At 69.0% G+C, this 25,235-nt stretch carries 24 protein-coding genes and 1 pseudogene; 10 read left to right on the top strand and 15 right to left on the bottom strand.

The window, feature by feature from the left end; all coding sequences use genetic code 11:
* Position 1: 1 nt before the first annotated feature.
* On the bottom strand, positions 2-1,312 hold the full coding sequence (locus ACLF6J_RS15675) for an ABC transporter substrate-binding protein (protein WP_047522103.1): 1,311 nt from the start codon (positions 1,310-1,312) through the stop codon (positions 2-4).
* A 56-nt stretch (positions 1,313-1,368) separates the two neighbouring features.
* Positions 1,369-2,604 (bottom strand): aminotransferase class V-fold PLP-dependent enzyme, encoded by a 1,236-nt coding sequence (locus tag ACLF6J_RS15670; protein ID WP_134352330.1) that lies wholly within the window; start codon positions 2,602-2,604, stop codon positions 1,369-1,371.
* 166 nt (positions 2,605-2,770) lie between these two features.
* On the opposite strand from ACLF6J_RS15670, the gene ACLF6J_RS15665 reads away from it, so the two are divergent.
* Positions 2,771-3,454 carry a FadR/GntR family transcriptional regulator gene (locus ACLF6J_RS15665; protein ID WP_134352329.1) on the top strand — a complete coding sequence of 228 codons (684 nt, stop codon included), beginning with the start codon at positions 2,771-2,773 and terminating at the stop codon, positions 3,452-3,454.
* Between the two features lie 109 nt (positions 3,455-3,563).
* On the opposite strand, the gene ACLF6J_RS15660 is transcribed toward ACLF6J_RS15665, so the two are convergent.
* Positions 3,564-4,079, bottom strand: a complete 516-nt coding sequence (locus ACLF6J_RS15660) for a glycine cleavage system protein R (protein ID WP_134352328.1) — start codon at positions 4,077-4,079, stop codon at positions 3,564-3,566.
* Between the two features lie 109 nt (positions 4,080-4,188).
* Here ACLF6J_RS15660 and ACLF6J_RS15655 point away from each other — a divergent pair, with 109 nt between their 5' ends.
* Positions 4,189-4,713 carry a DUF1992 domain-containing protein gene (locus ACLF6J_RS15655; RefSeq protein WP_134352327.1) on the top strand — a complete coding sequence of 175 codons (525 nt, stop codon included), beginning with the start codon at positions 4,189-4,191 and terminating at the stop codon, positions 4,711-4,713.
* A gap of 4 nt (positions 4,714-4,717) precedes the next feature.
* Here the strand turns inward: ACLF6J_RS15655 and ACLF6J_RS15650 are convergent.
* From ACLF6J_RS15650 to ACLF6J_RS15635, 4 genes and pseudogenes are all read right to left on the bottom strand, one after another.
* Positions 4,718-5,776: pseudogene (locus ACLF6J_RS15650) on the bottom strand (PLP-dependent cysteine synthase family protein).
* 22 nt (positions 5,777-5,798) lie between these two features.
* On the bottom strand, positions 5,799-6,611 hold the full coding sequence (locus tag ACLF6J_RS15645) for a GntR family transcriptional regulator (RefSeq protein ID WP_047522094.1): 813 nt from the start codon (positions 6,609-6,611) through the stop codon (positions 5,799-5,801).
* The gene (gene rbsD / locus ACLF6J_RS15640; RefSeq protein ID WP_047522092.1) at positions 6,611-7,015 is read right to left on the bottom strand and encodes a D-ribose pyranase; all 405 of its coding nucleotides are present in this window, start codon (positions 7,013-7,015) and stop codon (positions 6,611-6,613) included. Before rbsD ends, ACLF6J_RS15645 begins: the two co-directional genes overlap by 1 nt.
* A 37-nt stretch (positions 7,016-7,052) precedes the next feature.
* A complete protein-coding gene (locus tag ACLF6J_RS15635; RefSeq protein WP_131493405.1) occupies positions 7,053-8,015 on the bottom strand; it encodes a ribokinase in 963 nt (320 codons plus the stop codon).
* Positions 8,016-8,133: 118 nt separating this feature from the next.
* Between ACLF6J_RS15635 and ACLF6J_RS15630 the strand changes: the two genes are divergently transcribed.
* Positions 8,134-8,796, top strand: coding sequence for a transaldolase family protein (locus tag ACLF6J_RS15630; RefSeq protein ID WP_421076913.1), 663 nt, complete (start codon positions 8,134-8,136; stop codon positions 8,794-8,796).
* A gap of 19 nt (positions 8,797-8,815) precedes the next feature.
* Here ACLF6J_RS15630 and ACLF6J_RS15625 read toward each other — a convergent pair whose 3' ends face one another.
* Complete coding sequence (locus ACLF6J_RS15625; protein WP_134352324.1) at positions 8,816-9,493, bottom strand: FadR/GntR family transcriptional regulator; 678 nt, start codon at positions 9,491-9,493, stop codon at positions 8,816-8,818.
* Between the two features lie 47 nt (positions 9,494-9,540).
* On the opposite strand from ACLF6J_RS15625, the gene ACLF6J_RS15620 reads away from it, so the two are divergent.
* Positions 9,541-10,404 (top strand): amidohydrolase family protein, encoded by an 864-nt coding sequence (locus tag ACLF6J_RS15620; RefSeq protein ID WP_421076912.1) that lies wholly within the window; start codon positions 9,541-9,543, stop codon positions 10,402-10,404.
* A 304-nt stretch (positions 10,405-10,708) separates the two neighbouring features.
* On the opposite strand, the gene ACLF6J_RS15615 is transcribed toward ACLF6J_RS15620, so the two are convergent.
* Positions 10,709-11,458, bottom strand: coding sequence for an SDR family NAD(P)-dependent oxidoreductase (locus ACLF6J_RS15615; protein WP_131493931.1), 750 nt, complete (start codon positions 11,456-11,458; stop codon positions 10,709-10,711).
* On the bottom strand, positions 11,455-12,315 hold the full coding sequence (locus ACLF6J_RS15610) for a fumarylacetoacetate hydrolase family protein (protein WP_134352322.1): 861 nt from the start codon (positions 12,313-12,315) through the stop codon (positions 11,455-11,457). The genes ACLF6J_RS15615 and ACLF6J_RS15610 overlap by 4 nt, the downstream gene beginning before the upstream one ends.
* Before the next feature lie 124 nt (positions 12,316-12,439).
* On the opposite strand from ACLF6J_RS15610, the gene ACLF6J_RS15605 reads away from it, so the two are divergent.
* Together ACLF6J_RS15605 and ACLF6J_RS15600 are read left to right on the top strand one after the other, a co-directional pair.
* Positions 12,440-13,735, top strand: coding sequence for an L-fuconate dehydratase (locus tag ACLF6J_RS15605; RefSeq protein WP_134352321.1), 1,296 nt, complete (start codon positions 12,440-12,442; stop codon positions 13,733-13,735).
* The gene (locus ACLF6J_RS15600) at positions 13,722-14,708 is read left to right on the top strand and encodes an aldo/keto reductase (RefSeq protein WP_134352320.1); all 987 of its coding nucleotides are present in this window, start codon (positions 13,722-13,724) and stop codon (positions 14,706-14,708) included. The genes ACLF6J_RS15605 and ACLF6J_RS15600 overlap by 14 nt, the downstream gene beginning before the upstream one ends.
* Positions 14,709-14,825: 117 nt before the next feature.
* Here the strand turns inward: ACLF6J_RS15600 and ACLF6J_RS15595 are convergent, their stop codons facing one another.
* Positions 14,826-15,827, bottom strand: coding sequence for a LacI family DNA-binding transcriptional regulator (locus ACLF6J_RS15595; RefSeq protein ID WP_134352319.1), 1,002 nt, complete (start codon positions 15,825-15,827; stop codon positions 14,826-14,828).
* Positions 15,828-16,022: 195 nt separating this feature from the next.
* Between ACLF6J_RS15595 and ACLF6J_RS15590 the strand changes: the two genes are divergently transcribed.
* The 4 genes from ACLF6J_RS15590 (at position 16,023) to ACLF6J_RS15575 (ending at position 20,666) form a co-directional block, all read left to right on the top strand.
* Positions 16,023-16,892: a sugar phosphate isomerase/epimerase family protein gene (locus ACLF6J_RS15590; RefSeq protein ID WP_131493941.1), complete on the top strand. Its 870-nt coding sequence runs from the start codon at positions 16,023-16,025 to the stop codon at positions 16,890-16,892.
* A 189-nt stretch (positions 16,893-17,081) separates the two neighbouring features.
* A complete protein-coding gene (locus ACLF6J_RS15585) occupies positions 17,082-18,584 on the top strand; it encodes a sugar ABC transporter ATP-binding protein (protein WP_134352318.1) in 1,503 nt (500 codons plus the stop codon).
* Positions 18,584-19,618, top strand: a complete 1,035-nt coding sequence (locus ACLF6J_RS15580) for an ABC transporter permease (RefSeq protein WP_194239293.1) — start codon at positions 18,584-18,586, stop codon at positions 19,616-19,618. The genes ACLF6J_RS15585 and ACLF6J_RS15580 overlap by 1 nt, the downstream gene beginning before the upstream one ends.
* Positions 19,619-19,664: 46 nt before the next feature.
* Positions 19,665-20,666, top strand: a complete 1,002-nt coding sequence (locus ACLF6J_RS15575) for an ABC transporter substrate-binding protein (RefSeq protein WP_134352317.1) — start codon at positions 19,665-19,667, stop codon at positions 20,664-20,666.
* Positions 20,667-20,839: 173 nt separating this feature from the next.
* Here ACLF6J_RS15575 and ACLF6J_RS15570 read toward each other — a convergent pair whose 3' ends face one another.
* From ACLF6J_RS15570 to xylB, 4 genes are read right to left on the bottom strand one after another with little or no spacing between them, the layout of a single operon-like run.
* Entirely contained in the window at positions 20,840-21,811 is a 972-nt protein-coding gene (locus ACLF6J_RS15570) for a phosphotriesterase family protein (RefSeq protein WP_134352316.1), read from the bottom strand.
* Positions 21,811-22,776 carry a shikimate dehydrogenase family protein gene (locus ACLF6J_RS15565; RefSeq protein ID WP_134352315.1) on the bottom strand — a complete coding sequence of 322 codons (966 nt, stop codon included), beginning with the start codon at positions 22,774-22,776 and terminating at the stop codon, positions 21,811-21,813. The genes ACLF6J_RS15570 and ACLF6J_RS15565 overlap by 1 nt, the downstream gene beginning before the upstream one ends.
* A complete protein-coding gene (locus tag ACLF6J_RS15560; protein WP_134352314.1) occupies positions 22,773-23,768 on the bottom strand; it encodes a phosphoglycerate dehydrogenase in 996 nt (331 codons plus the stop codon). Before ACLF6J_RS15560 ends, ACLF6J_RS15565 begins: the two co-directional genes overlap by 4 nt.
* On the bottom strand, positions 23,744-25,234 hold the full coding sequence (gene xylB, locus ACLF6J_RS15555; RefSeq protein WP_134352313.1) for a xylulokinase: 1,491 nt from the start codon (positions 25,232-25,234) through the stop codon (positions 23,744-23,746). Before xylB ends, ACLF6J_RS15560 begins: the two co-directional genes overlap by 25 nt.
* Between the last annotated feature and the right edge of the window lies 1 nt (position 25,235).

Genomic DNA, 25,235 nt, shown 5'->3' with positions numbered 1-25,235 from the left:
GTCAGCCCTTTTCCGCGGCGTACTTCTCGGTCCAGAACGCGTCCCACGAGGCCAGCAGGTCGCTGGTCGACATGTTGCCCAGCAGCACGTTCTGCACATCCTGGTCGGACTTCTGGATCCACTCGGTCCACCAGCTGACCCCGCGCGGCTGGCGCACGTTGACGTACGTCTCCGGGTCTTCCGTCATGGTGACGTAGCTGGTCCAGGGGCCCGACGAGTAGAAGTCGTCATCCGCTGCAGCCGTGATGATCGGCACCAGGCTGTTGGCCTGGGCGAACTCGGTGGCGGGCTCGGCCGACGAGAGGAACTCGACCAGCTTGACGGCCGCCTCCTTGTTCTCGCTGTTCTCGGCAACACCCCACCCGGCCACGGCGAGCGGCTGCGCGGCCTTGCCCGAGGGGCCGACGAGCAGCGGAGCGGTGTCCCACTGGTCCTCGGTGAGGGAGGAGTCCTGCACGGTCGCGATGACCTCGGGGTCCTGCAGCAGGAACGCGGTGGTGCCGTTCGTGAAGCCGGCGACCATCTCGGGGTAGCCCCACGAGACGGCGGAAGGCGGGGAGGCCTCCGTGAACAGGTCGAAGTAGTCGTCGACGGCATCCTGCGCCTCGGGTGCGGCGAAGATCGTCGAGCCGTCCTCCATCAGGAAGGCGTCCTCGGTGTCGAGCCCGTCGATCGTGTAGGCCTCGATGGCCGCGACGACGTTGCTGTTCGCGTTCTGGCCGCCGCGGAACGCGTAGCCGTAGATGTTGTTCGAGGGGTCCTGGATCGCGGACGCCTGCTCGAGCAGGTCCTTCCAGCTGTGCGGGGGTCCGTCGAAGCCCGCGTCCTTCACGAGGTCGGTGCGGTAGAACAGCGACAGCCCGTAGAAGCCGTACGGAACGAAGTAGCTCTTGCCGTCGGCGGCCACGGACGCGGACTGCGCGTTGTCGGTCAGCGCGTCCCAGCCGTCCCACTTCTCGAGGTCGGGGCCGAGGTCGTACAGCCAGCCGTTGTTCGCGAACGGTCCGACGGTGATGTCGCGCACCTCCAGCACGTCCACGCCCTTGCCGGACTGCAGCATCTGCTGGATCTTCGCGTCGGCCTGCTCGGTGGGAGGGGAGACCAGGTTGACCGTGATCTTCGGGTTGTCCTTCTCGAACTCGTCGAGGAGTCCGCGGATGAGCTCGGTGCGGGCCGGGTTGGTCAGGCTCTCGACCATCTGCAGGGTGACCGTGCCGTCGGCCGACGGGCCGGAGCTCGCGGAACAGCCGGTGAGAGCGAGGACGGCGACGGTGCCGAATCCCGCTGCTGTCGTCAAGATCTTGTTCTTCACGAAGTGCCTCTCGGTTGGGGTGGGTGGGTGTTGCGGTCGGGTGAACGGTGGGCGGATCAGGGCAGGACGAGGGAGTCGGCGCGGCGGATGCCCGCACGGCTCAGGATCTGCGGGACGCACCGCTCCACGAAGGCCTCGTAGTCGGAGGCCTCGTTGTAGAGGTGCGCGGAGAGTCGGAAGTAGCCGATACCGCGGAAGCTGGTGAAGGCCGTCTCGACGCCGACCTCATCGAGGAGGTCCATGCGCAGGGCGTCGGCCTCTTCCCGTGTCGCCCCCAGCCCGAGCGGCAGACGCACGAGTCGCATCGACGGCACAGGGGAGGGGAGCGGGGTGAGCGGGTCCTCGTCCCCGTAGGGGCGCAGGGCTTCCGCGATCAGCTCGGCGCCGGCATCCGCGATCTCCGTCATCGCTGTGCGTGCGGCAGCCCAGCCGAACTCGTTCTCGATGAAGTCGATGGCGGTCGGGGTGGCCAGGTAGGTCGTGGCGTCGATCGTGCCCTGGGTGTCGAAGCGGGAGGGGTACGGTTCGCGCGCCGCCCACGAGTCGATGAGTGGCCACAGTTCGTCGCGGTCGGGGGCGGAGGTGACCAGCAGTGCGGAGCCCCGGGGCGCGCAGGGCCACTTGTGGAGGTTTCCGAACCACCAGTCGCCGCCCGCGACGGCAGCGGCGTCCGGGACGAGGCCGGGGGCGTGAGCGCCGTCGACGAGCGTGCGCACCCCGCGCTCGGCCGCCGCCTCGGCGATGCGCCGTGTGGGCAGCATCCGTGCGGTCGGCGACGTGATCTGGTCGACCACGATCAGACGGGTGCGGGGGGAGAAGTGATCGGCGAAGAGCTGCACGATCTCGTCGTCGGAGGAGAGCAGCGGGAGGGCGACCGTGCGGACGCGGGCGCCGAACCGGCGGGCGAGGCGCTCGGCCCCCATGGTGATGGCACCGTAGCCCTGGTCGGTGACGAGGATCTCGTCCCCGGCTTCCAACTGCAGCGCGTTGTAGACCACGGTGGCGGCGGCGGAGGCGTTGGGGACGAAGACGCTGTCCTCCGTCCGGGCACCCACGAAGGGCGCGGTGCGTTCGCGGGCATCCTGCACACGCTCCGCGATGCGGGGGAACCACTCGACCGGACTGAGATCCGCGCGGCGGCGAAGAGCGTCCTGATGCGCGACGACGGCGGAGGGGACAGCGCCGAAGGATCCGTGGTTGAGGTGGATCACCGCCGGGTCGAGGGGCCAGGCGTCACGGGCGCGCACACCGGAGTTCAGTGTGAGCGGTGCGGGGAACAACGGTGCGGGCATCAGTCCTCATCGATGAGTGGGGCGAGTTGTTGCACAACTTTGCCACACGAGCGCGAAAACTGCCACGAAAACCGGAAGGATGAAACATAGTTGTCATACGAGTTCCCTGCGGAGGGGAGTTCCGCCAGACTTCACGAGGGGTGGGGGAGTGTCAGAGAGGATCACGATGAGCGCACTCGACACGGCGCTGCACGGGTTGCGGGCGCTGATCGCCGACGGTGCGCTGCGGCCGGGTGACCGGCTGCCGAGTGAAGGGGAACTGTGTGAACGGCTCGGTGTCTCCCGCGGGTCTCTCCGCGAGGCGATCCGGATGCTGGCCGCACTCGGTGTGCTCGACACCCGGCACGGATCGGGGAGCTATGTCAGCGAACTGCGCGCGGCCGACCTGATCGGCAGCCTGTCACTGACGGTCGGACTGCTGCCGATGGCGGGGGTGCTCGAACTGACCGAGCTGCGCCGGGTGCTCGAACCGCATGCCGCTGCGCTCGCCGCCGCCCGCATCGACGACGAGACCGTGGAGTCCCTGGACCGCGTGCTCGACGAGATCGAGGCGACCACCGACTTCGAGGTGCAGTCACGCCTCGACCATGAGTTCCACATGGCGATCTCCGGGGTGGCGGGGAACGAGGCGCTGACCAGTCTGATCGACGTGTTGCGTTCGCGTTCGCGGGCGTATCGCATCTCCGATCCCGAGGATGCGGCCGAGCTCAAGATCCACTCGGATGCGGGGCACCGCGCGATCCTGCGCGGTCTGGCGGCGGCGGATCCTGTCGCCGCGAGCGCCGCGGCCTCGGCGCACGTCGCGTACACGGAGTACTGGGTGCGGCGCTACTCCGGCCTCGAGGACTGAGTCTGCGCGCCGGCACCCCGTCTGCGCGCCGACACCCCCTCTGCGCGTCGAGACCCCCGCGGAGTGACGTGTGCTGGCGGGGGCGTCGGCGAGGTGCGGGGGTCTCGGGTCAGGTGATGGTGATGTCGACCTGGATCTCGGTGGCCAGGCGCTCGAGGTCGGCGCGCAGGGCGTCGAGGTCGACGGTGGCGGGGACCTTCGCGACCACCGAGGCTTCGAACAGACGGCCGCCCGCCATCGCGGCATCCCGGGTCTCGGTGGCCAGCTCCTCGATGCTCAGTGCGTGCGTGCTCAACACGGTCGAGATCTCCCGCACGATGCCGGGGTGGTCGTTGCCGAGCACCTGGATCTCGAGCAGCCGATCGTCTGCGGCGACGGTCTCCGGGGTGCCGGTGAGCACGGCCAGGGTCAGCAGCCCCTGACCCTGCAGGCCGCGCAGGGCGGAGGTCAACTCGGCCTCCTTCTCGTCGGCGACCGAGAGCTCGATGACACCGGCGAACGTGCCGGCGAGTTCGGCCAGTGAGCTGTTCTCCCAGTTTCCGCCGTACGCATCCACGACATCGGCGACGGCGGCGACGAGGCCCGGACGGTCTGCACCCGCGACGGTGAGGATCAGAGTAGTCATGCGGCCAGCGTACGGGGGAGTCCGGGGATGGTCGGCGAACTTACCGAGTGCCCCCGTGATTCGGGTAGCCTCCACAGTGAATCGAGCACGCCATCGAAGGGGGCTGCTGATGCATGACGCCGAGGAAGACGAGGGTGACACCGCCGGTGCCGGGGGCCCGCCACGATGGTCGACGACCGAGGAACGCTGGGCCGCGGTCGAGCTGAACATCCAGATGGCGATCCGTCGCGGCGAGTTCGACGATCTGCCCGGTGCGGGAAAGCCCATCGAGAATCTCGGCCGCACTCACGACCCCGACTGGTGGATCCGGCAGAAGATCGAGCGGGAGAACCTCACGGGTCTGGCGCCGCCGGTGTTCCAGCTGCGCACGGAGGATGCGAACCTTCGAGCCGTCCTCGACACCTACTCTCAGGAAGAAGACGTGCGTCGGCACGTGGAGGACTTCAACTCCCGCATCCGTGCGGCGCGGATGCAGTTGACGGGCGGGCCCCCGGTCGTCACGCCGCTCCGAGACGTGGATGCGGAGGTCGACGAGTGGCGCCGTCGGCGGCGGAAGCCCGATCGTCCGACCGCACCGACGCCGTCGACTCCAGCGGCCCCTCGGCGGCGGTGGTGGCGCCGCTCGTCGACCTGAACCGTCACTCCGCCCAGTCGCCGGTCTCCAGGAAGCCTTCCAGCCGTGCGCGGTGCGGGGTGAGGTCCCACCCCTGCTGCGCCACCCACTCGTCCGAATAGTAGGTGCCGGCGTAGCGGATGCCGCTGTCGCAGATCAGGGTCACGACGCTGCCGGTCTCACCCGCGGCGCGCATCCGGGCGATCAGCTGGAACGCGCCGTAGAGGTTCGTGCCGGTGGACCCGCCGGCCCAGTGCAGGGTGCGCTCGCGCAACAGGCGGATCGCGGCGATCGAGCCGGCATCAGGGACACGGATCATCTCGTCGATCACGGTGGGCACGAACGAGGGCTCGACCCGCGGGCGACCGATTCCCTCGATGCGGCTCGGACGGCCGGCGGGCGGATCCACGGTGCCGGCCCATCCGTCGTAGAAGGCCGAACCCTCGGGGTCCACGACCGCGACCTTGGTGTCATGCCGACGGTACTTCACGTAGCGTCCGAAGGTCGCGCTCGTGCCGCCGGTGCCTGCACCCGTGACGATCCACGTGGGGATCGGATGCCGCTCCTGGGCGAGTTGGCTGAACACGCTCTCGGCGATGTTGTTGTTGCCGCGCTAGTCGGTCGCGCGCTCGGCGAACGTGAACTGGTCGAGGTAGTGGCCGGTGCAGTCGGACGCGAGGCGCTGCGCCTCGGAAGACATGTCCTCGGCGCGGTCGACGAAGTGGCAGGTGCCGCCGTAGAACTCGATGAGGTCGATCTTCTCCTGCACCGTCGAGCGCGGCACGACCGTGATGAACTTCAGCCCGAGCATCCGAGCGAAGTAGGCCTCGGAGACGGCGGTCGATCCGCTCGAGGACTCCACGAGCGTGGTGTCTTCGTGGATGCGTCCGTTGACCAGGCCGTAGAGGATGAGCGAGCGCGCGAGGCGGTGCTTGAGGGAGCCGGTGGGGTGCACGGACTCATCCTTGAGATACAGGTCGATGCCCCATTCGGGCGGCAGCGGGAAGAGGTGCAGATGCGTGTCGGCGCTGCGGTTGGCATCGGCTTCCAGCAGGGCGATCGCGGTGCTGGTCCAGTCGCTCATGCCCTCGACACTACCGGGCGACTCAGCCCACCGTCCCGGCGCGGGAGGCCCCGCCATCGCCGTCGACGTGCAGCAGGGAGGCCTGCGACTGCTCTTGCTGGAGCTGGAACTCGAAGCGCGACCGGTCACCGCGGTGATAGGCGACGAAGTACTCGATCGGTGCACCGTCGGCGCTGCGGCTGATGCTGCGCAGACGCAGCAGGGCCGAGCCGGCGCTGACGCCCAGGAACTGCGCCTGTTCGTGCGTCGCCACCGTCGCCTCCGCCGAGCGCACGCCGTGCGTCGCGACGATGTCGTGTTCGGCGAGGAGCCGGTACAGCGACCCCTCGGTCAGGTCGGCGCCGAGCGTCACGGAGCCCGTGGCCTCCGGCATCCACGTCGTCGACAGCGACCACGGCTCGCCGTCGACGTGCCGCAGGCGCTCCAAGACGACGACGGGGGAGTCGACGGGGAGCTCGAGCGCGAGCGCGACCTCCTCGTCGGCTGTCGTCCGTTCGTGTCGCAGGACGTCGCTGTGCACGTGTCCGCCGCGGCGCTCGACGTCGTCGTACAGGCCCACCAGCGTGTGCACGAGACTCTCGCTCGTGCGAGGGCGGGAGACGAACGTACCCTTGCCCTTCACGCGCTCCACGAGCCCTTCGTGCTCCAGCTGGGCGAGCGCTTGGCGGACGACGGTGCGTGAGATGCCGTACCGCTCGCAGAGGCGGTGCTCTCCCGGCAGCGGGTCGCCGGGCTGCAGGCCGTCTCGGGCGATGCCGTCGATGATCAGCTGGCGCAGCTGGTCATACATGGGGGCGGCGGAGTGGCGGTCGATCGCGTCGTCGACGGTGACCATCAGTACGCCACCCCCGCGTGCAGGATCACGTTGGCGTAGGGGGTGAACTCCCCGGAGCGCACGAACGCGCGAGCGCCCTGGCTGAGCTTCTTGAACTCGACGTGGGGGATGAGCTCGATCTCGAACCCCATGCCGGCGAACCGCTCCCGCAGTGCGGCCAGCACCTCCGGGCTCTTCTCGGCGACCTCGGCCGAGACCGTCGCCCCCTCGACCACCATCTCGGCGAGCACGGTGTCGAGCACATCGAGGAACTCCGGAGCGCCCGGGCGGTACGCCAGGTCGATGCGCTCGGAGCCGGGAGGGATGGGCAGCCCGGCGTCGGTGACCACGACGAGGTCCGTGTGCCCGGTCTCGCTGATCACGCGGGAGAGTGCGGGGTTGATGGTGGTGGCCGTCTTGCGCATGTGTGTTCTCGGTTCTCCGCAGGTCCGGTACAGGAAGTCAGTTCGCGACGGGCGCGGCCAGGCGTGCGGTCAGGAACGCGTCGACCTCGGCACGGTGCGGAAGGCTGGGCGACGCGCCCTGCTTCGTGACCGTCAGCGCGCCGGCGGCCGTGGCCAGGCGCACGGCGTCCGCCAGGGTGCTGCCGTTGGCGAGCGCGGCACCGAGGTACCCCGCGTACGCATCTCCCGCCGCGGTCGTGTCGACGGCCTCCACCGGGAACGGCGGGATCACGGACGCGCCTTCCGCGGTGATGACGCACGATCCCTGGCCCGCGAGGGTGATCACCGCCGCGCCGACTCCCTGCGCGAGGAACCAGCGTCCGGCGCGTTCGGCCGACGCGGCATCCGTCACCTCGATGCCGCTGATCAGCGTCGCCTCGGTCTCGTTGGGGGTGACGATGTCGATGCTCCGCCAGATCTCGGCGTCCAGCTCGGCGGCCGGGGCCGGATCGAGGATCACGGTCATGCCGAGTTCGCGTCCTCGCGCGGTGATGTGCGCGGTGAGCGCGGAGGGGGTCTCGAGCTGGGTGAGCAGCACCGAGGTCGTGGGGGCGAGAGCTGTGAGCGCCTCGTCGATCTGCGGGGCGCTGAGGGCGGCGTTGGCGAGCGGCACCATCACGATGTCGTTCTGCGCGGAGGAGTCGACACGGATGTGCGCGATGCCGGTGGGGCCGGGAACCGTGCGCAGATGCGTGAGGTCGACCCCGGCCGCGGTGAGCCCGTCGACCACGAGGTCGTGGAACAGGTCGTCTCCGACACAGCCGACGAAGCTCGTGCGCGCACCCGAGCGTCCGGCCGCGACGGCCTGGTTCGCTCCCTTGCCACCCAGCATGAGGGTGAACTCGTCTCCCAGGATCGTCTCGCCCCGTGCGGGCAGGCGCCCGGAGAACGTGGTGACGTCGGCCGTGACGCTGCCGACGATGACGACACCGGAGCGGTCTTCGGAGTGTGCGGGGGTCATCTTGCTCCTGATCTTCCTCGACGGCAGGTGTAGCCGACGCTTTGACAGATCGCGGTGGCTGTCATTACATTAGCCGAATCCCTACCTGTAACGACAGGTTGTCCGCGAGGAGACCCCGATGACCCCGATCGCGCCACGCCTGTACGTCGACAGCGCCGATGTCGACCGCGTCTCCCGGCTGCTCGCCACGGTCCTGGTGCACGGCGTGACCACGAACCCGACCATCCTGGAACGGGGAGGCCGCACCGCCGCCGAGATCCCCGAGCTCTACGCCCGCTGGGAGTCGGAGGGGGCGAAGGAGATCTTCTTCCAGACCTGGGGCGGCGACACCGCGTCCTTCCTCCGCAACGCCGAGGGCATCCGCGCGCTGGGTGACCGGGTCGCCGTGAAGGTGCCCGCGACGTCTGCGGGGTTCGCCGCGGCATCGGCGCTCGTGCGCGACGGTGCGACCGTTCTGGTGACCGCCGTGTATTCGGTCGCGCAGGCGCTCGCGTGCGCGTCGATCGGGGTGCAGTACATCGCTCCGTACCTCGGACGGATGCGCGATGCCGGGCTCGACGGCGATGCGACGATCGCGCGGATGCAGGAGGTGTGCGCGGGCAGCGACTCGAACGTGCTCGCCGCGTCGCTGCGCTCGCCGGATGACATCACGGGCTTGCGCCTGGCCGGCGTCCCGTACTTCACGGCGGCCCCCGACGTGCTCGACCGCGTGCTCTTCCATGAGGTGAGCGACAGCTCCGCGGCGGAGTTCGACGCCGCGATGGTGCGCCTGGGGGCATGAGCGGCGCCCGCCGCCGCTGTCAGCTCGCCGCGGCCTGACGCAGCCAGCGCTCGACGCCTGCGATGTGCGCGGTGGCCAGCGAGGTCGCGAGAGCCGAGTCGTGCTGGGCGATCGCATCGGCGATGGCCCGGTGCTCCGACAGGGTTCGCTCGACGGCGCCCCCCTCGGTGAGGCCTCGCCACACACGCGCGCGCACGGTCTGGCTGCTCAGGTGCTCGATGAGGCTCGCGAGGTAGGCATTGCCGGACATCGCGACGATCTCCCGATGGAACCGGATGTCGTGATCGACGAGCGCCTCGATCGTGACCGCCGCATCGACCGAATCGACCTCGGTCTGCAGCTCGGAGATCCTCTCGTCGGTGCCCAGGGTCGCCGCGAGTCCGGTCGCCTGCGACTCCAGCATCCGGCGCACCGCGAAGATCTCGAGCATCGAGTCGTCATCGTGCATGTCGACGACGAACGAGATGGCCTCCAGCAACAGGTGGGGTTCGAGGCTCGTGACGTAGGTGCCGTCACCCCGACGCACATCGAGGACGCGGATGACCTCGAGCGCCTTGACCGCTTCGCGCATGGAGTTGCGGGAGAGTCCCAGCCGCTCGGAGAGCTCTTTCTCGGGGGGAAGCCGGTCGCCGGGGGCGAGTTCGCCCGCCACGATCATCGCCTTGATCTTCTCGATCGCCTCGTCGGTGACTGCCATGAGCGTCATCCTAGCGATTGATCGGATGTCTCCGGCAGGATGGAGGCATGCGCGTTCTCGATTCACATCTGCACCTGTGGGATCCCGAGGTTCTGACCTATACCTGGCTCGAAGGTCCTCTCACCGGAAGGTTCGGCGGCGGCGGCGAGCTCGAGCGAGCGCGGATCGAGGATGCCTCCGAGGAGACGGCCGTGTTCGTGCAGGCCGGGGCGCGGGAGGACGAGTCCCTCGACGAGGTGCGCTGGGTCGCGGGCCAGGCGGGGGAGCTCGGGGTGGTCGGGATCGTGGCGGGCGTGCGGCTGGACGGCGGCACCGACACGACCGTGCACCTGGAGGAACTCTCGTCCGAGCCGCTCGTGGTCGGCGTGCGACACCTCCTGCAGGATGAGCCCGACGGCACGGCCCTGTCCACCGCGTTCGTGACGGGCGCGCGCGAGGTCGCCGCCAAGGGCTGGACCTTCGATGCGTGCGTGCGGCAATCGCAGCTCCCGGATGTGGCACGCCTGGCCGGAGCGATCCCGGAACTGCGGATCGTGCTCGACCACCTCGGCAAGCCCGCGGTCGGGACGGCATCGGCTCCGCTCGCACCGCCGTCGGAGTGGGAGCGGGATCTGGCCGAACTCGCCCGGCATCCCCTCACCTTCTGCAAGATCTCCGGTCTGCCCGCCGAGGCCCGCGGGGAGTGGAGCGCTGAGCAGCTGATCCCGTTCCTGGACGTGGCGGCCGACCTGTTCGGGCCGGAGCGGATGATGTGGGGAAGCGACTGGCCGGTCTCCGCCGTCAGCGGCGCGGGCTACGGATCATCGTCGCGTGCCCGGTGGTTCGACACGGTCGCCGCGTGGGCGCACTCGCGCGGCCTCGACCAGACCGCCCTCTTCCACGACACCGCCGCCGCCTTCTACTCCCTCTGACCCCGCCCCGTCCCCGCCCCCGTCCCGCCCCGCCCCCGTCCCGCCCCCGTCCCGCGCGTTGCGGGTGCAATATGTCACCTGCCACACGCGTACGCGGTCCCTTTTCGATCCCGCACCGGCGATGCCGCCGCGCGCGGGACGGGGGCACGACGCGCGCGGGGCGGGTGCACGACGCGCGGGGCGGGTGCGGGATCGAAAACGCTCCTCCGTGGGCGTGTTCAGGTGCGTTTTTGATCCCGCGTCCGGGGCCCAGGTGCGTATTTGATCCGGCAAGGGGAGAGGGAACGACGGGGGAACGAGGGGGCTACTCCGCGCGGAGGCGCAGCTGGGCCATGCCGCCGTCGACCTCGATGAAGGTGCCGGTGGTCGAACCCGCGGCAGGGCTCACGAGGTATGCGACGGCGGCGGCGACCTCTTCGGGGCTCACCAGACGTCCGTGGGGTTGGCGGGCTTCCAGTGCCGCGCGCTCGGCCGCGGGGTCGACCGCCGAGTCGAGCAGGCGTCCGACCCACGGGGTGTCGGCGGTGCCCGGGTTGACCGCGTTCACACGGATGCCCTCGCGCAGGTGGTCGGCGGCCATCGCGCGGGTGAGGGCGGAGACGGCACCCTTCGAGGCGCTGTACAGGGCGCGCTGCGGCAGTCCGGTGGTCGAGGCGATGGATGCCGTGTTGCACACCGAGGCCGACGGGGACTTCCGCAGCCAGGGGAGTGCCGCCGCGGTGACGCGGGCGATGCCGGTGACGTTGACCGAGAGCACGCGGGCCCACTCGTCGTCGTCGTTCGCGGCGATGTCGCCCTGCGCGCCGATCCCGGCGTTGTTGACGACGATGTCGATGCGTCCGAACTCTTCGGCGACGGCGGCCACCGCTGCGTCGACACTCGCTCGATCCGAGACATCGGCCGTGAAGGCGGCGAAGGCGGGGTCAGCCGCCGCGGTGTCCCGGTCGAGGACCGCGATGGTCGCGCCGTCGGCGTGCAGTCGCTGCGCGATCGCCGCGCCGATGCCGGATGCTCCGCCGGTGACGATCGCCACCAGTCCGTTCAATGCACTCATTTCCGGGCCTCCCATGCCACGAACTCCTGCCGTTGGCGGCCGAGGCCGTCGATCTCGATCTCGACCACGTCGCCCGCGGCGAGGTAGGGGTACTTCCCCGAGAGGGCCACGCCCTGCGGGGTGCCGGTGAGGATGAGGTCGCCGGGTTCGAGCGTCACGTACTGCGACAGGTGGTGCACGATGTGCTCGACCGTGAAGATCATGTCGCTCGTGTTCGAGTCCTGCCGCGGCTCGCCGTTCACGAAGCTGCGCAGGCCGAGCGCCTGATGGTCGACCTCGTCGGGGGTGACCAGCCAGGGGCCGGTGGGGTTGAAGCCCGCCGCGATCTTGCCCTTGGACCACTGTCCTCCGGAGACGGTCATCTGGAAGTCGCGCTCGGACACGTCGTTCGCTGCGACGAAGCCGGCGACGTGCGTCATGGACTCCTCGGGGCTGTCGAGGTAGGCGGCGCGGGTGCCGATCACGATGCCGAGCTCGACCTCCCAGTCGGTCTTGACGCTGCCGCGGGGGATCGTCACTGTGTCGTTCGGGCCGACGACGGTGTTCGGGGTCTTGAGGAAGAGGATGGGGATGGTGGGCGGCTCCGACCCCGACTCCGCCGCGTGGGCGGCGTAGTTCATGCCGATGCAGATCACGGCGCTCGGACGGGCGATCGGGGCGCCGATGCGCATCGACGCGGCATCCGCGAGTTCGGGGAGCTCACCGGCATCGCGAGCGGCCGCGATGCGGGAGGTGAAGTCGCTCTCGAGGAACGCTCCATCCACATCGGATGTTACGGGGCGGAGGTCGAGGTATCGGTCACCCTCCACCAGGACGGGGATCTCAGTGCCAGGGGTGCCGAGCCGCGCGAACTTCATGTTTCTCCTGATCGGTCGGGAAGCCGCGACAACGCGGCTGGTCTCGTTGACAGTATAGACATCGGATGTTTACACTCCAAGAGATCCGCGCGGAAGAAATCAGCCGTGCATGGAGAGGAATCCCGTGAGCCGTATCGTCGCCCTCGACACCACCGACATCCGCTTCCCCACGTCCCTGAGCCTGGACGGGTCGGATGCGATGAACCCCGACCCGGACTACTCGGCGGCGTACGTCATCGTGCGCACCGATGCCGATGATGACATCGACGGGCATGCCTTCGTCTTCACGATCGGCCGTGGCAACGACGTGCAGGTCGCGGCGATCGATGCGCTCGCCGGGCACCTCGTCGGGCGCGAGATCGAGCCGCTGCTCGATGACATGGGCGGCACCTTCCGCGAGATCATCGGCGACTCGCAGCTGCGCTGGCTCGGGCCCGAGAAGGGCGTCATGCACATGGCGATCGGCGCGGTCATCAACGCGCTGTGGGACATCAAGGCCAAGCGCGCCGGACTTCCGCTCTGGCAGCTGCTCGCCCGCATGACGCCGGAGGAGCTCGTCGACCTCGTCGACTTCCGCTACCTCACCAACGCGCTCACCCGCGAGGACGCCCTCGAGATCCTGCGCGCCGCCGAACCCGGTCGCGCCGAGAGGGAGCAGCAGCTCCTCGCCAGCGGGTACCCGGGCTACACCACGAGCCCCGGATGGCTCGGATACTCCGACGAGAAGCTCGAACGCCTCGCCCGCGAAGCCATGGCCGACGGCTTCACCCAGATCAAGCTCAAGGTCGGCGCCGACCTCGACGACGACATCCGCCGTTTCCGCAAGGCGCGCGAGGTGTGCGGGCCCGACTTCCCCATCGCGATCGACGCCAACCAGCGCTGGGAGGTGTCGGAAGCCATCGAATGGGTGAACGCGCTCGCCGAGTTCCACCCCGCCTGGATCGAGGAGCCCACCAGCCCCGACGACGTGCTCGGTCACGCCGAGATCGCCCGGGGCATCGCACCCATCCGGGTCGCCACCGGCGAGCACGCCCAGAACCGCGTGATCTTCAAGCAGCTCCTGCAAGCCGAGGCCATCTCGGTCATGCAGATCGACGCCGTGCGCGTGGCAGGCGTGAACGAGAACATCGCGAACCTCCTGCTCGCCGCGAAGTTCGGCGTGCCGGTCTGTCCCCACGCCGGCGGAGTCGGCCTGTGCGAAGCCGTGCAGCACCTGTCGATGTTCGACTTCGTCGCGGTCACCGGAACCCGCGAGGGCCGCATGATCGAGTTCGTCGACCACCTGCACGAGCACTTCGTCGTGCCCACCGACATCCGCGGCGGCTCGTACATGGCGCCGACCGCGCCGGGAACGGGCATGGAGATGAAGGTCGACAGCATCGCGACCTACGCTTGGACGGGTGCGCATGTCGGTGCCTGATCCTCTGGCGGGGCCTGACCGTCTTCCCGTTCCCGCCCTCGGCTACGGGGCCGCGAACGTGGGCAACCTGTTCCGACCGCTCAGCGACGACGAGGCCTGGGCCGTGCTCGATGCGGCGTGGGAGAGCGGCATCCGCTTCTACGACACCGCGCCGCATTACGGTCTGGGGCTCTCCGAGCGCCGGCTCGGAGCCTTCCTGCAGACCAAGCCGCGGGACGAGTTCGTGCTCTCGACGAAGGCGGGGCGTCTGCTGCGACCGAGCCCCGACCACGCCGGCGGCCTCGACACCGCGAACGACTTCCACGTGCCCGACGACCTGCAGCGGGTGTGGGACTTCTCGGAGGCGGGCATCCGTGCGAGCGTCGACGAGTCCCGGGAGCGTCTCGGCATCGAGCGCATCGACCTGCTGTACCTGCACGACCCCGAGCGGCACGACCTCGACCTCGCGCTCGCGGAAGCCCTCCCCGCGATGGAGCAGCTGCGGGCCGACGGCGAGGTTTCCGCGATCGGCATCGGCTCGATGGTGTCGGATGCTCTCGCCGCAGCCGTCCGTGCCGCCGACCTCGACCTGATCATGGTGGCCGGCCGGTACACGCTGCTCGAACAGCCCGCCGCGGTCGACGTGCTGCCCGCGTGCCGGGAGACCTCGACCGGGATCGTCGCGGCCTCCGTGTTCAACTCCGGGCTGCTCGCGTCGAACGAGCCGCGCCGCGACGGGCGTTACGAGTACGGGCAGCTTCCGGACGAGCTGTGGGATCGGTTGGTCCGCATCGCCGCAGTGTGCGCCGACCACGGGGTGCCGCTGCCCGCCGCGGCGATCCAGTTCCCGCTGCAGTCCGACGTCGTGCGCTCGGTCGTGGTGGGCGGCAGTCGCCCGGCGCAGCTGCGACAGAACGCGGAGTACGCCGCACTCGACATCCCGACGGCGCTGTGGGCGAGCCTCGCGGAGGAGGGGCTCATCCCCACGGTCTGACCCGGCGCCTGTGTCGCGTTCATAACTCAGGATCGTCGGCGCGGAAGCAGCCGAGTATCGAGGATGAGACGGGAAAGCTCGTCGTCTTCCTGAGTTGTGAACGACGCAGGGCCGTGCTCACCGTCCGACCGTGGACTCCCGCACGATGAGTTCAGCGGGGAAGGGTGTGGTCGCGGGCGGCGGTGCCGTGGGGTCGGCGAGCTGCTGCAGGAGAGCAGCTCCGGCGGCGCGGCCGATCTCGTAGCCGGGCTGCCGCACGCTCGTGAGTGGCACGACCCCTTGGTGTGCCTGGGCGACGTCGTCGAAGCCGATGAGAGCGATCTCCTCCGGGACCCGGATGCCATGACGCAGCAGCTGCGTGAGCACCCCGAGTGCCACCATGTCGTTCGCAGCGAACACCGCGTCCGGGCGCTCGGTGACCGGCATCGCGATGATCTGCTCACCCGCACGCAGTCCGTCCTCGATCGCCAGGTGCGAGACGTCGATGATCGACAAGCTCGTGTCGGATCCCGAGATGGCCTCACGCAGCCCGGCGAGGCGGTCGTTCGACTGACTCACCGCCGGATTGCCGAGGAAGAGGAGGCGTCGTCGGCCGAGGTCCAGGAGGTGTTGGCCCGCGAGTCGCCCACCGCCGCGGTCGTCGAACAGCACGGATGCGACCTTCGATGATTGCCGGATCGGACCCACCACGACCGAGCGGATACCGCGGTCGGCCAGTCCCTCCAGGCGCGGCACCACGTCGCCGAGCGGATAGATGACGATGCCCTGCACCCGGTGCGCCTCGAACATGTCGAGGTTGCGCCGTTCCTGCGCATCGTCGCGGTCGCTGTTGCTGAAGAACAGCGACCATCCCCCCTCGCGCGCCACGTCTTCGACCCCGCGCGAGAGGTCGTGGAAGTAGGGCAGCCAGGCGTCGAGCAGGATCAGCGCGAGGGCCTTGCTCGACCCGGCGCGCAGCTGTCGTGCGGACTCGTTGGGCACGTAGCCGAGCTGTTCGATCGCCGCCCGCACCCGTTCCCGACTCGCGGATCCGAGCACATGAGGGTGGTTGAGGTAGTTCGAGACGGTGGAGGAGGAGACTCCGGCGAGGGCGGCGACGTCCTTGACGCTCGCGGGCATGGAACTCCTTCGTCGGACCGCGTCGATCGGGAACGGCGACCGCGTCGGTCGCCTCAGGATAGCGGAGGACTTGCAACGTGCCAAGAAAGTTCTTGACAGTGTCTGGCGTGCGACGTAGCGTGGCACGCACACCGGAATTGGCACGTGCCAATTCCGGGACGGCGACGGTGCCGCACACCCGCTGTGAGAGGTCTCATGAACATCGGATGCCACGGGCTCGTCTGGACGGGGAACTTCGATGCCGAGGGCATCCGTCTGGCGGTGCGCAAGACCAAGGGCGCGGGTTTCGACCTCATCGAGTTCCCGTTGATGGATCCGTTCTCGTTCGACGTCGCCGTCGCGAAGGATGCGCTGGAGGAGTACGACCTCGCCGTCAGCGCCTCCCTCGGACTCTCCGAGGCCACCGATGTCACCAGCTCCGACCCTGCGATCGTCGCGGCCGGCGAAGCCTTGCTGATCAAGGCCGTGGATGTGCTCGCGGACCTCGGGGGCCAGCACTTCTGCGGGGTGATCTACAGTGCCATGAAGAAGTACATGGAGCCGGTGACCGCTGCGGGGCTCGCGAGCAGCCGCGCCGCGATCGCCCGCGTCGCCGACCACGCCGCCGAGCGCGGCGTCTCGGTCTCGCTCGAGGTCGTGAACCGCTACGAGACCAACGTGCTGAACACGGCGCGACAGGCTCTGGGGTACGTCGCCGAGGTCGATCGGCCGAACCTCGGAATCCACCTCGACACGTACCACATGAACATCGAGGAGTCGGATATGTTCGCGCCGGTCCTCGACGCGGCTCCCGCCCTGCGCTACGTGCACATCGGAGAGAGTCACCGCGGGTACCTCGGCACCGGCACGGTCGACTTCGACACGTTCTTCAAGGCGCTCGGCCGCATCGGCTACGACGGTCCGATCGTCTTCGAGTCGTTCTCCTCGGCGGTCGTCGCTCCCGACCTCAGCCGCATGCTCGGCATCTGGCGGAACCTCTGGAGCGACAACGACGAACTCGGCACCCACGCCAACGCGTACATCCGCGACAAGCTCGTGGCGGTCGACTCGATCCGCCTTCACTGAGCCGGAATCCACCGGCGAGACGATCGGAAGATCAAGATGTCATTACAGGTCTTCCGCATCTGCCCGTCATTAGATACATTTAGGTACAACTTGCGCTGCCCGTAGCGTAGGACGCAGAATTGATCCGATGTTTGCGACGGAATGATCCGTCGACGTCGAAGCAGAACCTTCAAGGAAGCAGGTGAGCGCATGAGTGGACCCATCCTCCGGGTCGAGGGGATCAGCAAAGGATTCCCCGGCGTGCAGGCGCTGAAAGACGTGCACCTCGAGGTGCACGCCGGAGAGGTGCTCGTGCTCGTGGGTGAGAACGGTGCCGGCAAGTCGACCCTGATGAAGATCCTCTCCGGGATCTACACCAAGGACGAGGGCACGATCACGTTCGAGGGCCGGGAGGTCGAGCTCACGAGCCCCCTCCAGGCGCAGGAGCTCGGCATCACGATCATCCATCAGGAGCTCAACCTGATGCCCGATCTGACCGTGGCGCAGAACATCTACGTGGGGCGGGAACCCACCACGGGTCCGTTCCTGTCGGAGCGCAAGCTGAACGCGCAGACCGCCGAGCTGCTGCAGCGCCTGGACATCCAACTGAACCCGCGTCAGCTCGTCGGCGAGCTCACGGTGGCCGAGCAGCAGATGGTCGAGATCGCCAAGGCGCTGTCCTTCAACGCCAAGGTGCTCATCATGGACGAGCCGACCTCGGCCCTCACCGACACCGAGGTCGAGACGCTCTTCGTGCTGATCGAGCAGCTCAAGGCGCGCGGCACCGGGATCGTCTACATCTCGCACCGCATGGACGAACTGCGCCGCCTGGCTGATCGGGTGACCGTCCTGCGTGACGGCACATACATCGGATCACTCGACAAGTCCGAGATCACCATCCCGACGATCATCGAGATGATGGTCGGCCGCGTGATCGACGAGGGAACCCGTCCCCAGGCCCGTGAGCACGCGAACGACCCCGTGGTCCTCGAGGTGCAGGGGCTGTCGACCAAGAGCCTTCTGAAAGACGTCTCGTTCCGGTTGCACCGGGGCGAGATCCTCGGCTTCGCCGGCCTCATGGGGGCGGGGCGCACCGAGACCGCCCGAGCCGTGATCGGCGCCGACCACCGCGACAGCGGCACGATCACCATCGATGGTCGCCCGGCGCGGATCTCCCAGCCCGCGGACGCGGTGCATCACGGCCTCGGGTACCTGTCCGAGGATCGGAAGCTCCTCGGCCTCATGCTCGAGCAGGATGTGACGTTCAACACCGTGCTCGCCTCGCTCGGCTCCTATGCCAACGCGATCGGCTGGATGGGCGACAGCAAGGCGAAGAACCGCACCAAGGAATACGTGCAGCAGCTGCGCGTGAAGACGCCCTCGGTCAACCAGGTCGTCAAGCTCCTCTCCGGAGGGAACCAGCAGAAGGTCGTCATCGCCCGCTGGCTGATGCGCGACTGCGACATCCTCATCTTCGACGAGCCGACCCGAGGGATCGACGTCGGCGCGAAAGAGGAGATCTACCGCCTCATGCAGCAGCTCGCTGACGCAGGCAAGTCCATCATCGTCATCTCATCCGAGCTCCCGGAGATCCTCCGTGTGGCGAACCGCATCGCGGTCTTCGCCAACGGTCGCATCACCGGGACGCTCCGCAACGAGGAAGCAAGCCAGGAGAAGATCATGCAACTCGCAGCCCACGGGGAGGAAGACTGATGAGCGCTCCGCAGCAGCCCGGATCGTCGACGACGACGATCATCCAGACCGCCGTGAACGAGGACACCGACAAGAGGGATGTCGTCGGGTTCATCAAGCGGCAGTTCCAGCAGTCGCTGGCCTTCGGCACCCTGATCGTGCTGGTCATCTTCTTCTCGATCGCCAGCCCCAACTTCTTCACCTTCAGCAACATCGCCACGGTGTTGCTGTCGACCGCGGTGATCGGCATCCTCGCCCTCGGGACGACCTTCGTCATCATCACCGGCGGCATCGACCTGTCGATCGGCACCGGCATGGCGCTGTGCGCCGTGATGACCGGCGTCATCGTCACGAACATGGGCCTTCCCGTCTGGGTCGGCGTGATCGGCGGCGTCGCGACAGGTGTGCTGATGGGACTCGTCAACGGCGTGAACATCACGTTCCTGCGACTGCCCCCGTTCATCGCCACGCTCGCGATGATGATGATCGCGGGTGGTCTCGCCCTCGTGATCTCGAACGTCGCACCGATCTACTTCTCGACCTCGGCACCGGACTTCAAGAAGATCGCTCTCGGCGTGATCATCCCCGGCATCCCGAACGCGGTGCTCATCACCGCCGCGCTGGCGATCGTCGCCTGGCTCGTGCTGTCGAAGACCCTGCTCGGCCGCTACACCTTCGCGATCGGCTCGAACGAGGAGGCCACCCGGCTGTCGGGCGTCAACACGCGTCGCTGGACCATCCTCATCTACATGTTCGCGGGGGCGTTCACCGGCGTCGCCGGCATCGTCATCGCCTCGCGCCTCGACTCCGCCCAGCCGCAGATCGGCATGGGGTACGAGCTGCAGGCGATCGCCGCGGTCATCATCGGCGGCACCTCGCTGCTGGGCGGACGCGGATCCATCCTCGGCACCGTGATCGGCGCCCTGATCATGAGCGTGCTCGTGAACGGACTGCGCATCATGTCGATCCAGACCGAGTGGCAGAACATCGTCGTCGGTGTGGTCGTGCTGCTCGCGGTCTTCCTCGACTCGCTCCGCAACCGGCAGCGCACCTGACCTCAATCCCTGCACCATCCACCCACCCACGAACAATGGAGTTTTCATGAAATTCGGGAAGAAGACCGCATTCGCAGCGCTGGTCGCCGCATCCGCCCTGGTGTTCGCCGGCTGTGCCGGCGGCGGCGACGTGATCGAGGAGGGCTCCGGCGGAGACGGCGGCAGCGGCGACGGCGAGATGTACATCGCCATGGTCTCGAAGGGCTTCCAGCACCAGTTCTGGCAGGCCGTCAAGAAGGGCGCCGAGGAGAAGGCCGACGAGCTCGGCGTGAAGATCACGTTCGAGGGCCCCGCGGCCGAGACCGAGATCGCGCAGCAGCTGGAGATGCTGACCGCCGCGATCGACAAGAACCCGGACGCCATCGCCTACGCCGCCCTCGACCCCGAGGCGTGCGTCGCCCCGCTCGAGCAGGCCAAGTCGAAGGACATCCCGGTCGTCTACTTCGACGCCCCCTGCAACGGCGACGTGGGCCTGAGCCTGTCCGCCACAGACAGCAAGGTCGCCGGTGCGCTCGCAGCCGAGCACATGGCCGAGCTGATCGGCGGCGAAGGACAGGTCGCGATCGTCGGCCACTCGCAGATCAACTCGACCGGTGTCGAGCGTCGCGACGGCTTCGTCGACAAGATCGAGGCGGACTACCCCGACATCGAGATCGTCGACATCCAGTACGGTGACGGCGACCACCTCAAGTCGGCCGACATCGCCAAGACCCTGATCGCGGCTCACCCCGACCTCAAGGGCATCTACGGCACCAACGAGGGCTCCGCCATCGGTGTGGTGAACGCCGTGAACGAGCTCGGCCTCGAGAAGGGCAAGATCACCATCGTCGGCTTCGACTCCGGTGCGGCCCAGATCAACGCCATCAAGGACGGCACCATGGCCGGCGCGATCACGCAGGACCCGATCGGCATCGGCGCGCAGGTCGTGCAGGCCGCGTACGACGCCGCCAACGGTGAGTCGGTCGAGAAGTTCTACGACACGGGTTCGTACTGGTATGACAGCACGAACATCGAAGACCCGAAGATCGCGGCCGTCCTCTACGAGTGACACCGCATCCACGAAGAAGCCCCTCGCCTTCGGGCGGGGGGCTTCTTCGTGTCGGGACGGCGTGTCCGCGGAGATGTGTCGGGACGGATGTCGGGAGGTTGCGCGGGTGCAGGAGCGGATGCCGGCGATTCTTCCGACATGCGTGCAGTCTCCCGACAGGTGAGCAGGGGGAGTCAGACGGAGAAGGCCAGGAGCTGCGCCGGTGTGGTCACGAGCATCCGGTGCACGGCGTCCTCGCCCACAGCCTCGCGGAGGCGGGGGAGGTAACGGTCGCCGAGGTAGGCGAGTCCGGGCATGCCGCCATACGCGATGTACCGAGTGCGCCGGGCGACATCGCCGCCGAGCACGATCCGGTCGCCGGCGCCGCGCTCGACCACGGCGACGGTCAGGGCGAGCAGCTCGGCATCGGAGCGGGTGCGCGGACGCGCGAAGCCGTCGTAGCCGAGGTGGGCTCCGCGTTGGGCGAGGGACACGTGCAGCCCGGGGTCGGGGTCGCGGTCGGCGTGCGCGAGCACGACCCGGTGGGCAGGCACCCCTTCGGCGGAGAGCAGGTCGAGCACCTCATGGGCCGCCGTGCCGAACTCCAGATGCACCATGACGGGAGCCCCTGTCGCGCGGTGCGCTGCGGCCACGGCGATCAGCGTCGTGCGCTCGAACGGACTGATGCGCCAGTAGTCGGCGCCCCCCTTGAGCAGCCCTGCGCGCACGGGAGCGCCGCCCGGTGTGCGTGCGACGGAGATGTCGGGCGTCTCGAAGATCTCACTGTCGTCCACGGGCATGCCGCGTGTGAGGTCGGCGAGGAAGAGAGCGGCCAGGCGGTCGGCGGTCCACACCTGCATCGGATGGTCCGCGCCGTAGTGGGCTTCACGGTGACGGCCGGTCGTCGCGACAATGTGCAGTCCGGTCGTCGCGCTGATCCGTGCCAAAGCCTCCGCGTCCCGGGCGAGTCCGAACGGTGTGGCATCCACCATCGTGTCGAACCCGCTCGCCCGCAGCAGTGCCGCTTCTTTGCCCGACGCGGTCTCATCGTCGAGCTCATCGCCCGGCAGCAGCGGCGACACCTGGAACAGGTGCTCGTGGTAGTTCACTCGTCCGAGCGCCGTCGGCGCGATGTCACCGAGCACCGTGCGGACGACGACGGACATCAGCGCACCGACTCCGCGGCCTCGGCGAGTCGCTCGACGACCTCGGGGGTCAGGTCGAGCTCGAACACGTCGGCCACCACCTGCGACCAGCCGTGGATGAAGTAGCGCCAGCCGTCGATGACGTGGAGCCCGTGCGCGGCCGCCTGCGCCTGCGCCTGATGCAGGAACTCGAGCGAGCCGCGGTAGTTGAACTCCCACGCGTACGCGCCTTCGGGGAACACCGCCGTCTCGCTCAGGGGCGACCCCGGGCGGTCCTTGCCGAGCCCGGTGGCGTTGGCGATGACGGATCCCGGGGGTGCGGCGGTCACCAGGGCATCGGCCTCTGCAGGGGAAGCGGTCACCACGTACTCGATCAGTCCCTCCCGCGTGCCGTGCTGGCGGTGCACCTCGCGCAGGTGGTCGAGCTTGTCCTGTGTGCGGGCCGTCACCGTGATCTTCGAGGGGGCGTCCTCACGCTCGGCCAGCGCCCAGCTCAGTGCGGTGCCCGAACCGCCGGCGCCCAGGATCACGACCGCCGCCCCCGTACGTGTGAAGTGATCGGCCGGGAGGAAGTCGTTCAGCGCGAGGTCGACCGTGATCGGATCCTTGGCCCGTCCGGACAGGACCCGGCCGCGCTTCGAGATGCTGGAGATCTCGGAGCAGGACACCGCGAAGGGATCCAGCTCGTCGAACAGGTCGGAGGCCGCGGCGTACACGTTCATCTTGTGCGTGGTCACGAGGGCTCCACGGTGGTGCGGGTCATCGCGGATCTGCTCGACCATCGCGCGGTACTGTGCCGGCTCGGCGTCCATCGGCAGATCGTGGCCGAGCAGGGTGCGCGTCGGGAGACCCAGGATGTCTGCCCACAGCGGGAACACCTTCATGATCGACGACGACGCCGTGGTCACCCCGACGAAACCCATGTAGTCGGCGGATGCGGCAGTGGAGGCCCCGTCGGCGTGGACGGTGTCGGCGGTGGTGGTCATCGGTTCTCCTCGGCGAGCGGGACGGGAACGGGATGGGCGGGATCGCCCCCGGCGAGGATCGCGATCACGTCGGCCAGCGAGAGAGCGCCCATGTTGTCGACGGCCTGGGTGGTCTGCGCGCCGAGGTGCGGGGTGACGATCACGCGGTCGGCGAGGTCCGGGGCGAGCAGTGGGCTGTGGTGCGCGGCCGTGTCACCGTCGAGGGTGTCGGCCGCGTAGCCGGCGAGGGTGCTGTCGCGGAGCGCCTGCGCGACGGCTGCCTCGTCGATCAGGTCACCGCGGGCGGTGTTGATCAGCACGGTTCCCGGCCGCATGCCGGTGAGGCGGTCGGCGTCGACGAGCTGTTGCCCGCCCGGAGCATGCAGCGTGATGACGTCGGCGGTGCGGAACAGGTCGTCGAGCGAGACGGGTTCTGCACCCCGGGCCCGCACGACCTCGTCGGGAAGGAATGGATCGGCGGCCAGCACGCGCGGCCCGAAGCCGCTCAGCCGCGCTGCCACACCCTGGCCGATGCGCCCGAAGCCGACGATGCCGACCGTGGCGGCGCCGAGCTCACGTCCGCGCCGCACGCCCCAATCGCCCGTGCGCACGCGGCGATCGCCATCCGGGATGAACCGCAGCGCGGCGAGCATGAGCCCGATCGCGTGGTCGGCGACCGCGTCGGCGTTGGCGCCGGGGGTGTTGGTCACCGGGATGCCGCGATCGCGCGCCGCGCCCAGATCGACCGACTCGGTGCCGACGCCGTACCGGGCGACCACCTTGAGCTTCGGAGCCGCGGCGAAATGTGCGTCCGTGATCGCCCCGGTGCCCGCGATCCAGGCATCAGCGCCGTGCAGGAGTGATCGCAAGTCCTCGAGGTCATGATGCGCCGGACCACGGAGGATGCGATGCCCCGCCTGGGCGGCGCGTTCCACCAGGTCGAGGTCGCCGTCCGAGAAGGAGCGGCTGGTGACGAGGATCACACCCATCAGCGCGGCCGTCCGGCGAACCACGGCGCCAGGGCCGTGTAGGCGTCGGCGAAGCGGGCGTGCCGCTCGGCGTAGACGGCATGGCGCCCGGCATCCGGGGTGAACTCGGCGGTGACCTCGCTCAGGGCGCGGGCGGCCGAGAAGTCCGTGAGCCCGAGCCCGACTGCGGCGGTGACCGCTGCTCCGAGACTGTTCGCCTCCTCCACGATCGTCCGGCGGCGCACCGGCACGCCCCACACATCCGCCAGCACCGAGAGGTACACGTCGCTCTGGGCTCCGCCGCCGACCGCGTCGATGCGGTCGATCACGGCCCCGGACTCACGGAAGGCCTGGATGCAGCTGAGCAGGTTGAACGCCGTACCCTCCAGCACCGCCCGCACGAGGTGGGCTCTGCCGTGGTGGCGGGCGAGGCCGACGAAGGCGCCGCGGGCGTCCGGGTCCCACATCGGGGAGCGCTCGCCGAGGAGGTAGGGGAGGAAGTAGAGGTCGTCGGTGTCGATGTCGGCGGACGCTTCGGCCGTCAGCCGTCCGGTTTCGGGATGCGCGGGGTCGGGGGAGAGAGCCTCCGAGATCCATTGCACCGAGGCCCCGCCGGCTTGCATGGTGGCGGTCGGGACGAACGAGCCGGGGACCACGTTGTCGAACGTGAAAGTGCGCATCGCGGGATCGTGCAGCGGGGCATCGGCCGCGAACGAGATCCACGACGAGGTGCCCAGGCACACGTACGCGCCGTCCTCGGGCGCGACGACGCCGGAGCCGACGGCGGCCATCGGTCCATCGCCGCCCCCCATCACCACACGGACGCTCGCGGGGAGCCCGAGGGCGTCCGCGGCTGCGTCCGTCAGCGTGCCGGCGATCCGGGTCGAGTCGAGGATCTCGGGGAACAGAGCCGGGTCGAGTCGTGCGGCGCGCACGACCTCGTCCGACCAGGTTCCGGCGGCCTGGTCGTAGGCGTTGGTGCCGGAGGCGTCGGAGCGGTCGGTGGCCAGGTGCCCGGTCAGGCGCAGGACGATGAAGTCCTTCGCGACGCACACCCGGCGCACGCGCGCCCACACGTCGGGCTCGTTGTCGCGCACCCACATGATCTTCTCGACCGAATAAGTGGGGTTGAGGCGATGGCCCAGGATGCCATAGGCGTGTTCGGCGCCGATCGCGGCCTCGAGCTCGCGCTGCTGGGCGCGCGACCTGGTGTCGGCCCAGATGATCGCCGGGCGTGCGGGCTCGCCGTCGGCGTCGAGCAGCACAGCCCCCATCATCTGGCCGCTCACCACGAGTCCGGCGATGTCGGTCGCGGCCGTTCCGGTGCGGGCGATCAGGTTGCGCGTCGCCTCGACGACCGCGTTCCACCAGTCGGAGGGGTTCTGCTCGGCGACGCCGCCCGCGGCGAAGTGCGCGGGGTAGGGGACGGTGACCGAGGCCAGGAGACGGCCGTCGTCGTGGTGCAGGGACGCCTTGTTGCCGGTGGTGCCCAGATCGTGCGCGATGATCATG

Origin of the sequence: Microbacterium sp. IO18, assembly GCF_049099505.1 — a bacterium.
Classification (GTDB): Bacteria; Actinomycetota; Actinomycetes; order Actinomycetales; family Microbacteriaceae; genus Microbacterium; species Microbacterium aurugineum.
This window is presented reverse-complemented; position numbering and strand designations above follow the sequence as displayed.

Excerpts from the sequence above, each read along its gene's own strand:
- ACLF6J_RS15665 (WP_134352329.1), top strand. The coding sequence starts at position 2,771 with ATGAGCGCACTCGACACGGCGCTGCACGGGTTGCGGGCGCTGATCGCC.
- ACLF6J_RS15565 (WP_134352315.1), bottom strand. The coding sequence starts at position 22,776 with ATGACCACCACCGCCGACACCGTCCACGCCGACGGGGCCTCCACTGCC.
- ACLF6J_RS15570 (WP_134352316.1), bottom strand. The coding sequence starts at position 21,811 with ATGTCCGTCGTCGTCCGCACGGTGCTCGGTGACATCGCGCCGACGGCG.
- ACLF6J_RS15575 (WP_134352317.1), top strand. The coding sequence starts at position 19,665 with ATGAAATTCGGGAAGAAGACCGCATTCGCAGCGCTGGTCGCCGCATCC.
- ACLF6J_RS15630 (WP_421076913.1), top strand. The coding sequence starts at position 8,134 with ATGACCCCGATCGCGCCACGCCTGTACGTCGACAGCGCCGATGTCGAC.
- ACLF6J_RS15600 (WP_134352320.1), top strand. The coding sequence starts at position 13,722 with ATGTCGGTGCCTGATCCTCTGGCGGGGCCTGACCGTCTTCCCGTTCCC.
- xylB (WP_134352313.1), bottom strand. The coding sequence starts at position 25,234 with ATGATCATCGCGCACGATCTGGGCACCACCGGCAACAAGGCGTCCCTG.
- ACLF6J_RS15645 (WP_047522094.1), bottom strand. The coding sequence starts at position 6,611 with ATGGTCACCGTCGACGACGCGATCGACCGCCACTCCGCCGCCCCCATG.
- ACLF6J_RS15635 (WP_131493405.1), bottom strand. The coding sequence starts at position 8,015 with ATGACCCCCGCACACTCCGAAGACCGCTCCGGTGTCGTCATCGTCGGC.
- ACLF6J_RS15660 (WP_134352328.1), bottom strand. The coding sequence starts at position 4,079 with ATGACTACTCTGATCCTCACCGTCGCGGGTGCAGACCGTCCGGGCCTC.
- ACLF6J_RS15625 (WP_134352324.1), bottom strand. The coding sequence starts at position 9,493 with ATGGCAGTCACCGACGAGGCGATCGAGAAGATCAAGGCGATGATCGTG.
- ACLF6J_RS15615 (WP_131493931.1), bottom strand. The coding sequence starts at position 11,458 with ATGAGTGCATTGAACGGACTGGTGGCGATCGTCACCGGCGGAGCATCC.
- ACLF6J_RS15580 (WP_194239293.1), top strand. The coding sequence starts at position 18,584 with ATGAGCGCTCCGCAGCAGCCCGGATCGTCGACGACGACGATCATCCAG.
- ACLF6J_RS15590 (WP_131493941.1), top strand. The coding sequence starts at position 16,023 with ATGAACATCGGATGCCACGGGCTCGTCTGGACGGGGAACTTCGATGCC.
- rbsD (WP_047522092.1), bottom strand. The coding sequence starts at position 7,015 with ATGCGCAAGACGGCCACCACCATCAACCCCGCACTCTCCCGCGTGATC.
- ACLF6J_RS15620 (WP_421076912.1), top strand. The coding sequence starts at position 9,541 with ATGCGCGTTCTCGATTCACATCTGCACCTGTGGGATCCCGAGGTTCTG.
- ACLF6J_RS15670 (WP_134352330.1), bottom strand. The coding sequence starts at position 2,604 with ATGCCCGCACCGTTGTTCCCCGCACCGCTCACACTGAACTCCGGTGTG.
- ACLF6J_RS15610 (WP_134352322.1), bottom strand. The coding sequence starts at position 12,315 with ATGAAGTTCGCGCGGCTCGGCACCCCTGGCACTGAGATCCCCGTCCTG.
- ACLF6J_RS15655 (WP_134352327.1), top strand. The coding sequence starts at position 4,189 with ATGCATGACGCCGAGGAAGACGAGGGTGACACCGCCGGTGCCGGGGGC.
- ACLF6J_RS15595 (WP_134352319.1), bottom strand. The coding sequence starts at position 15,827 with ATGCCCGCGAGCGTCAAGGACGTCGCCGCCCTCGCCGGAGTCTCCTCC.
- ACLF6J_RS15585 (WP_134352318.1), top strand. The coding sequence starts at position 17,082 with ATGAGTGGACCCATCCTCCGGGTCGAGGGGATCAGCAAAGGATTCCCC.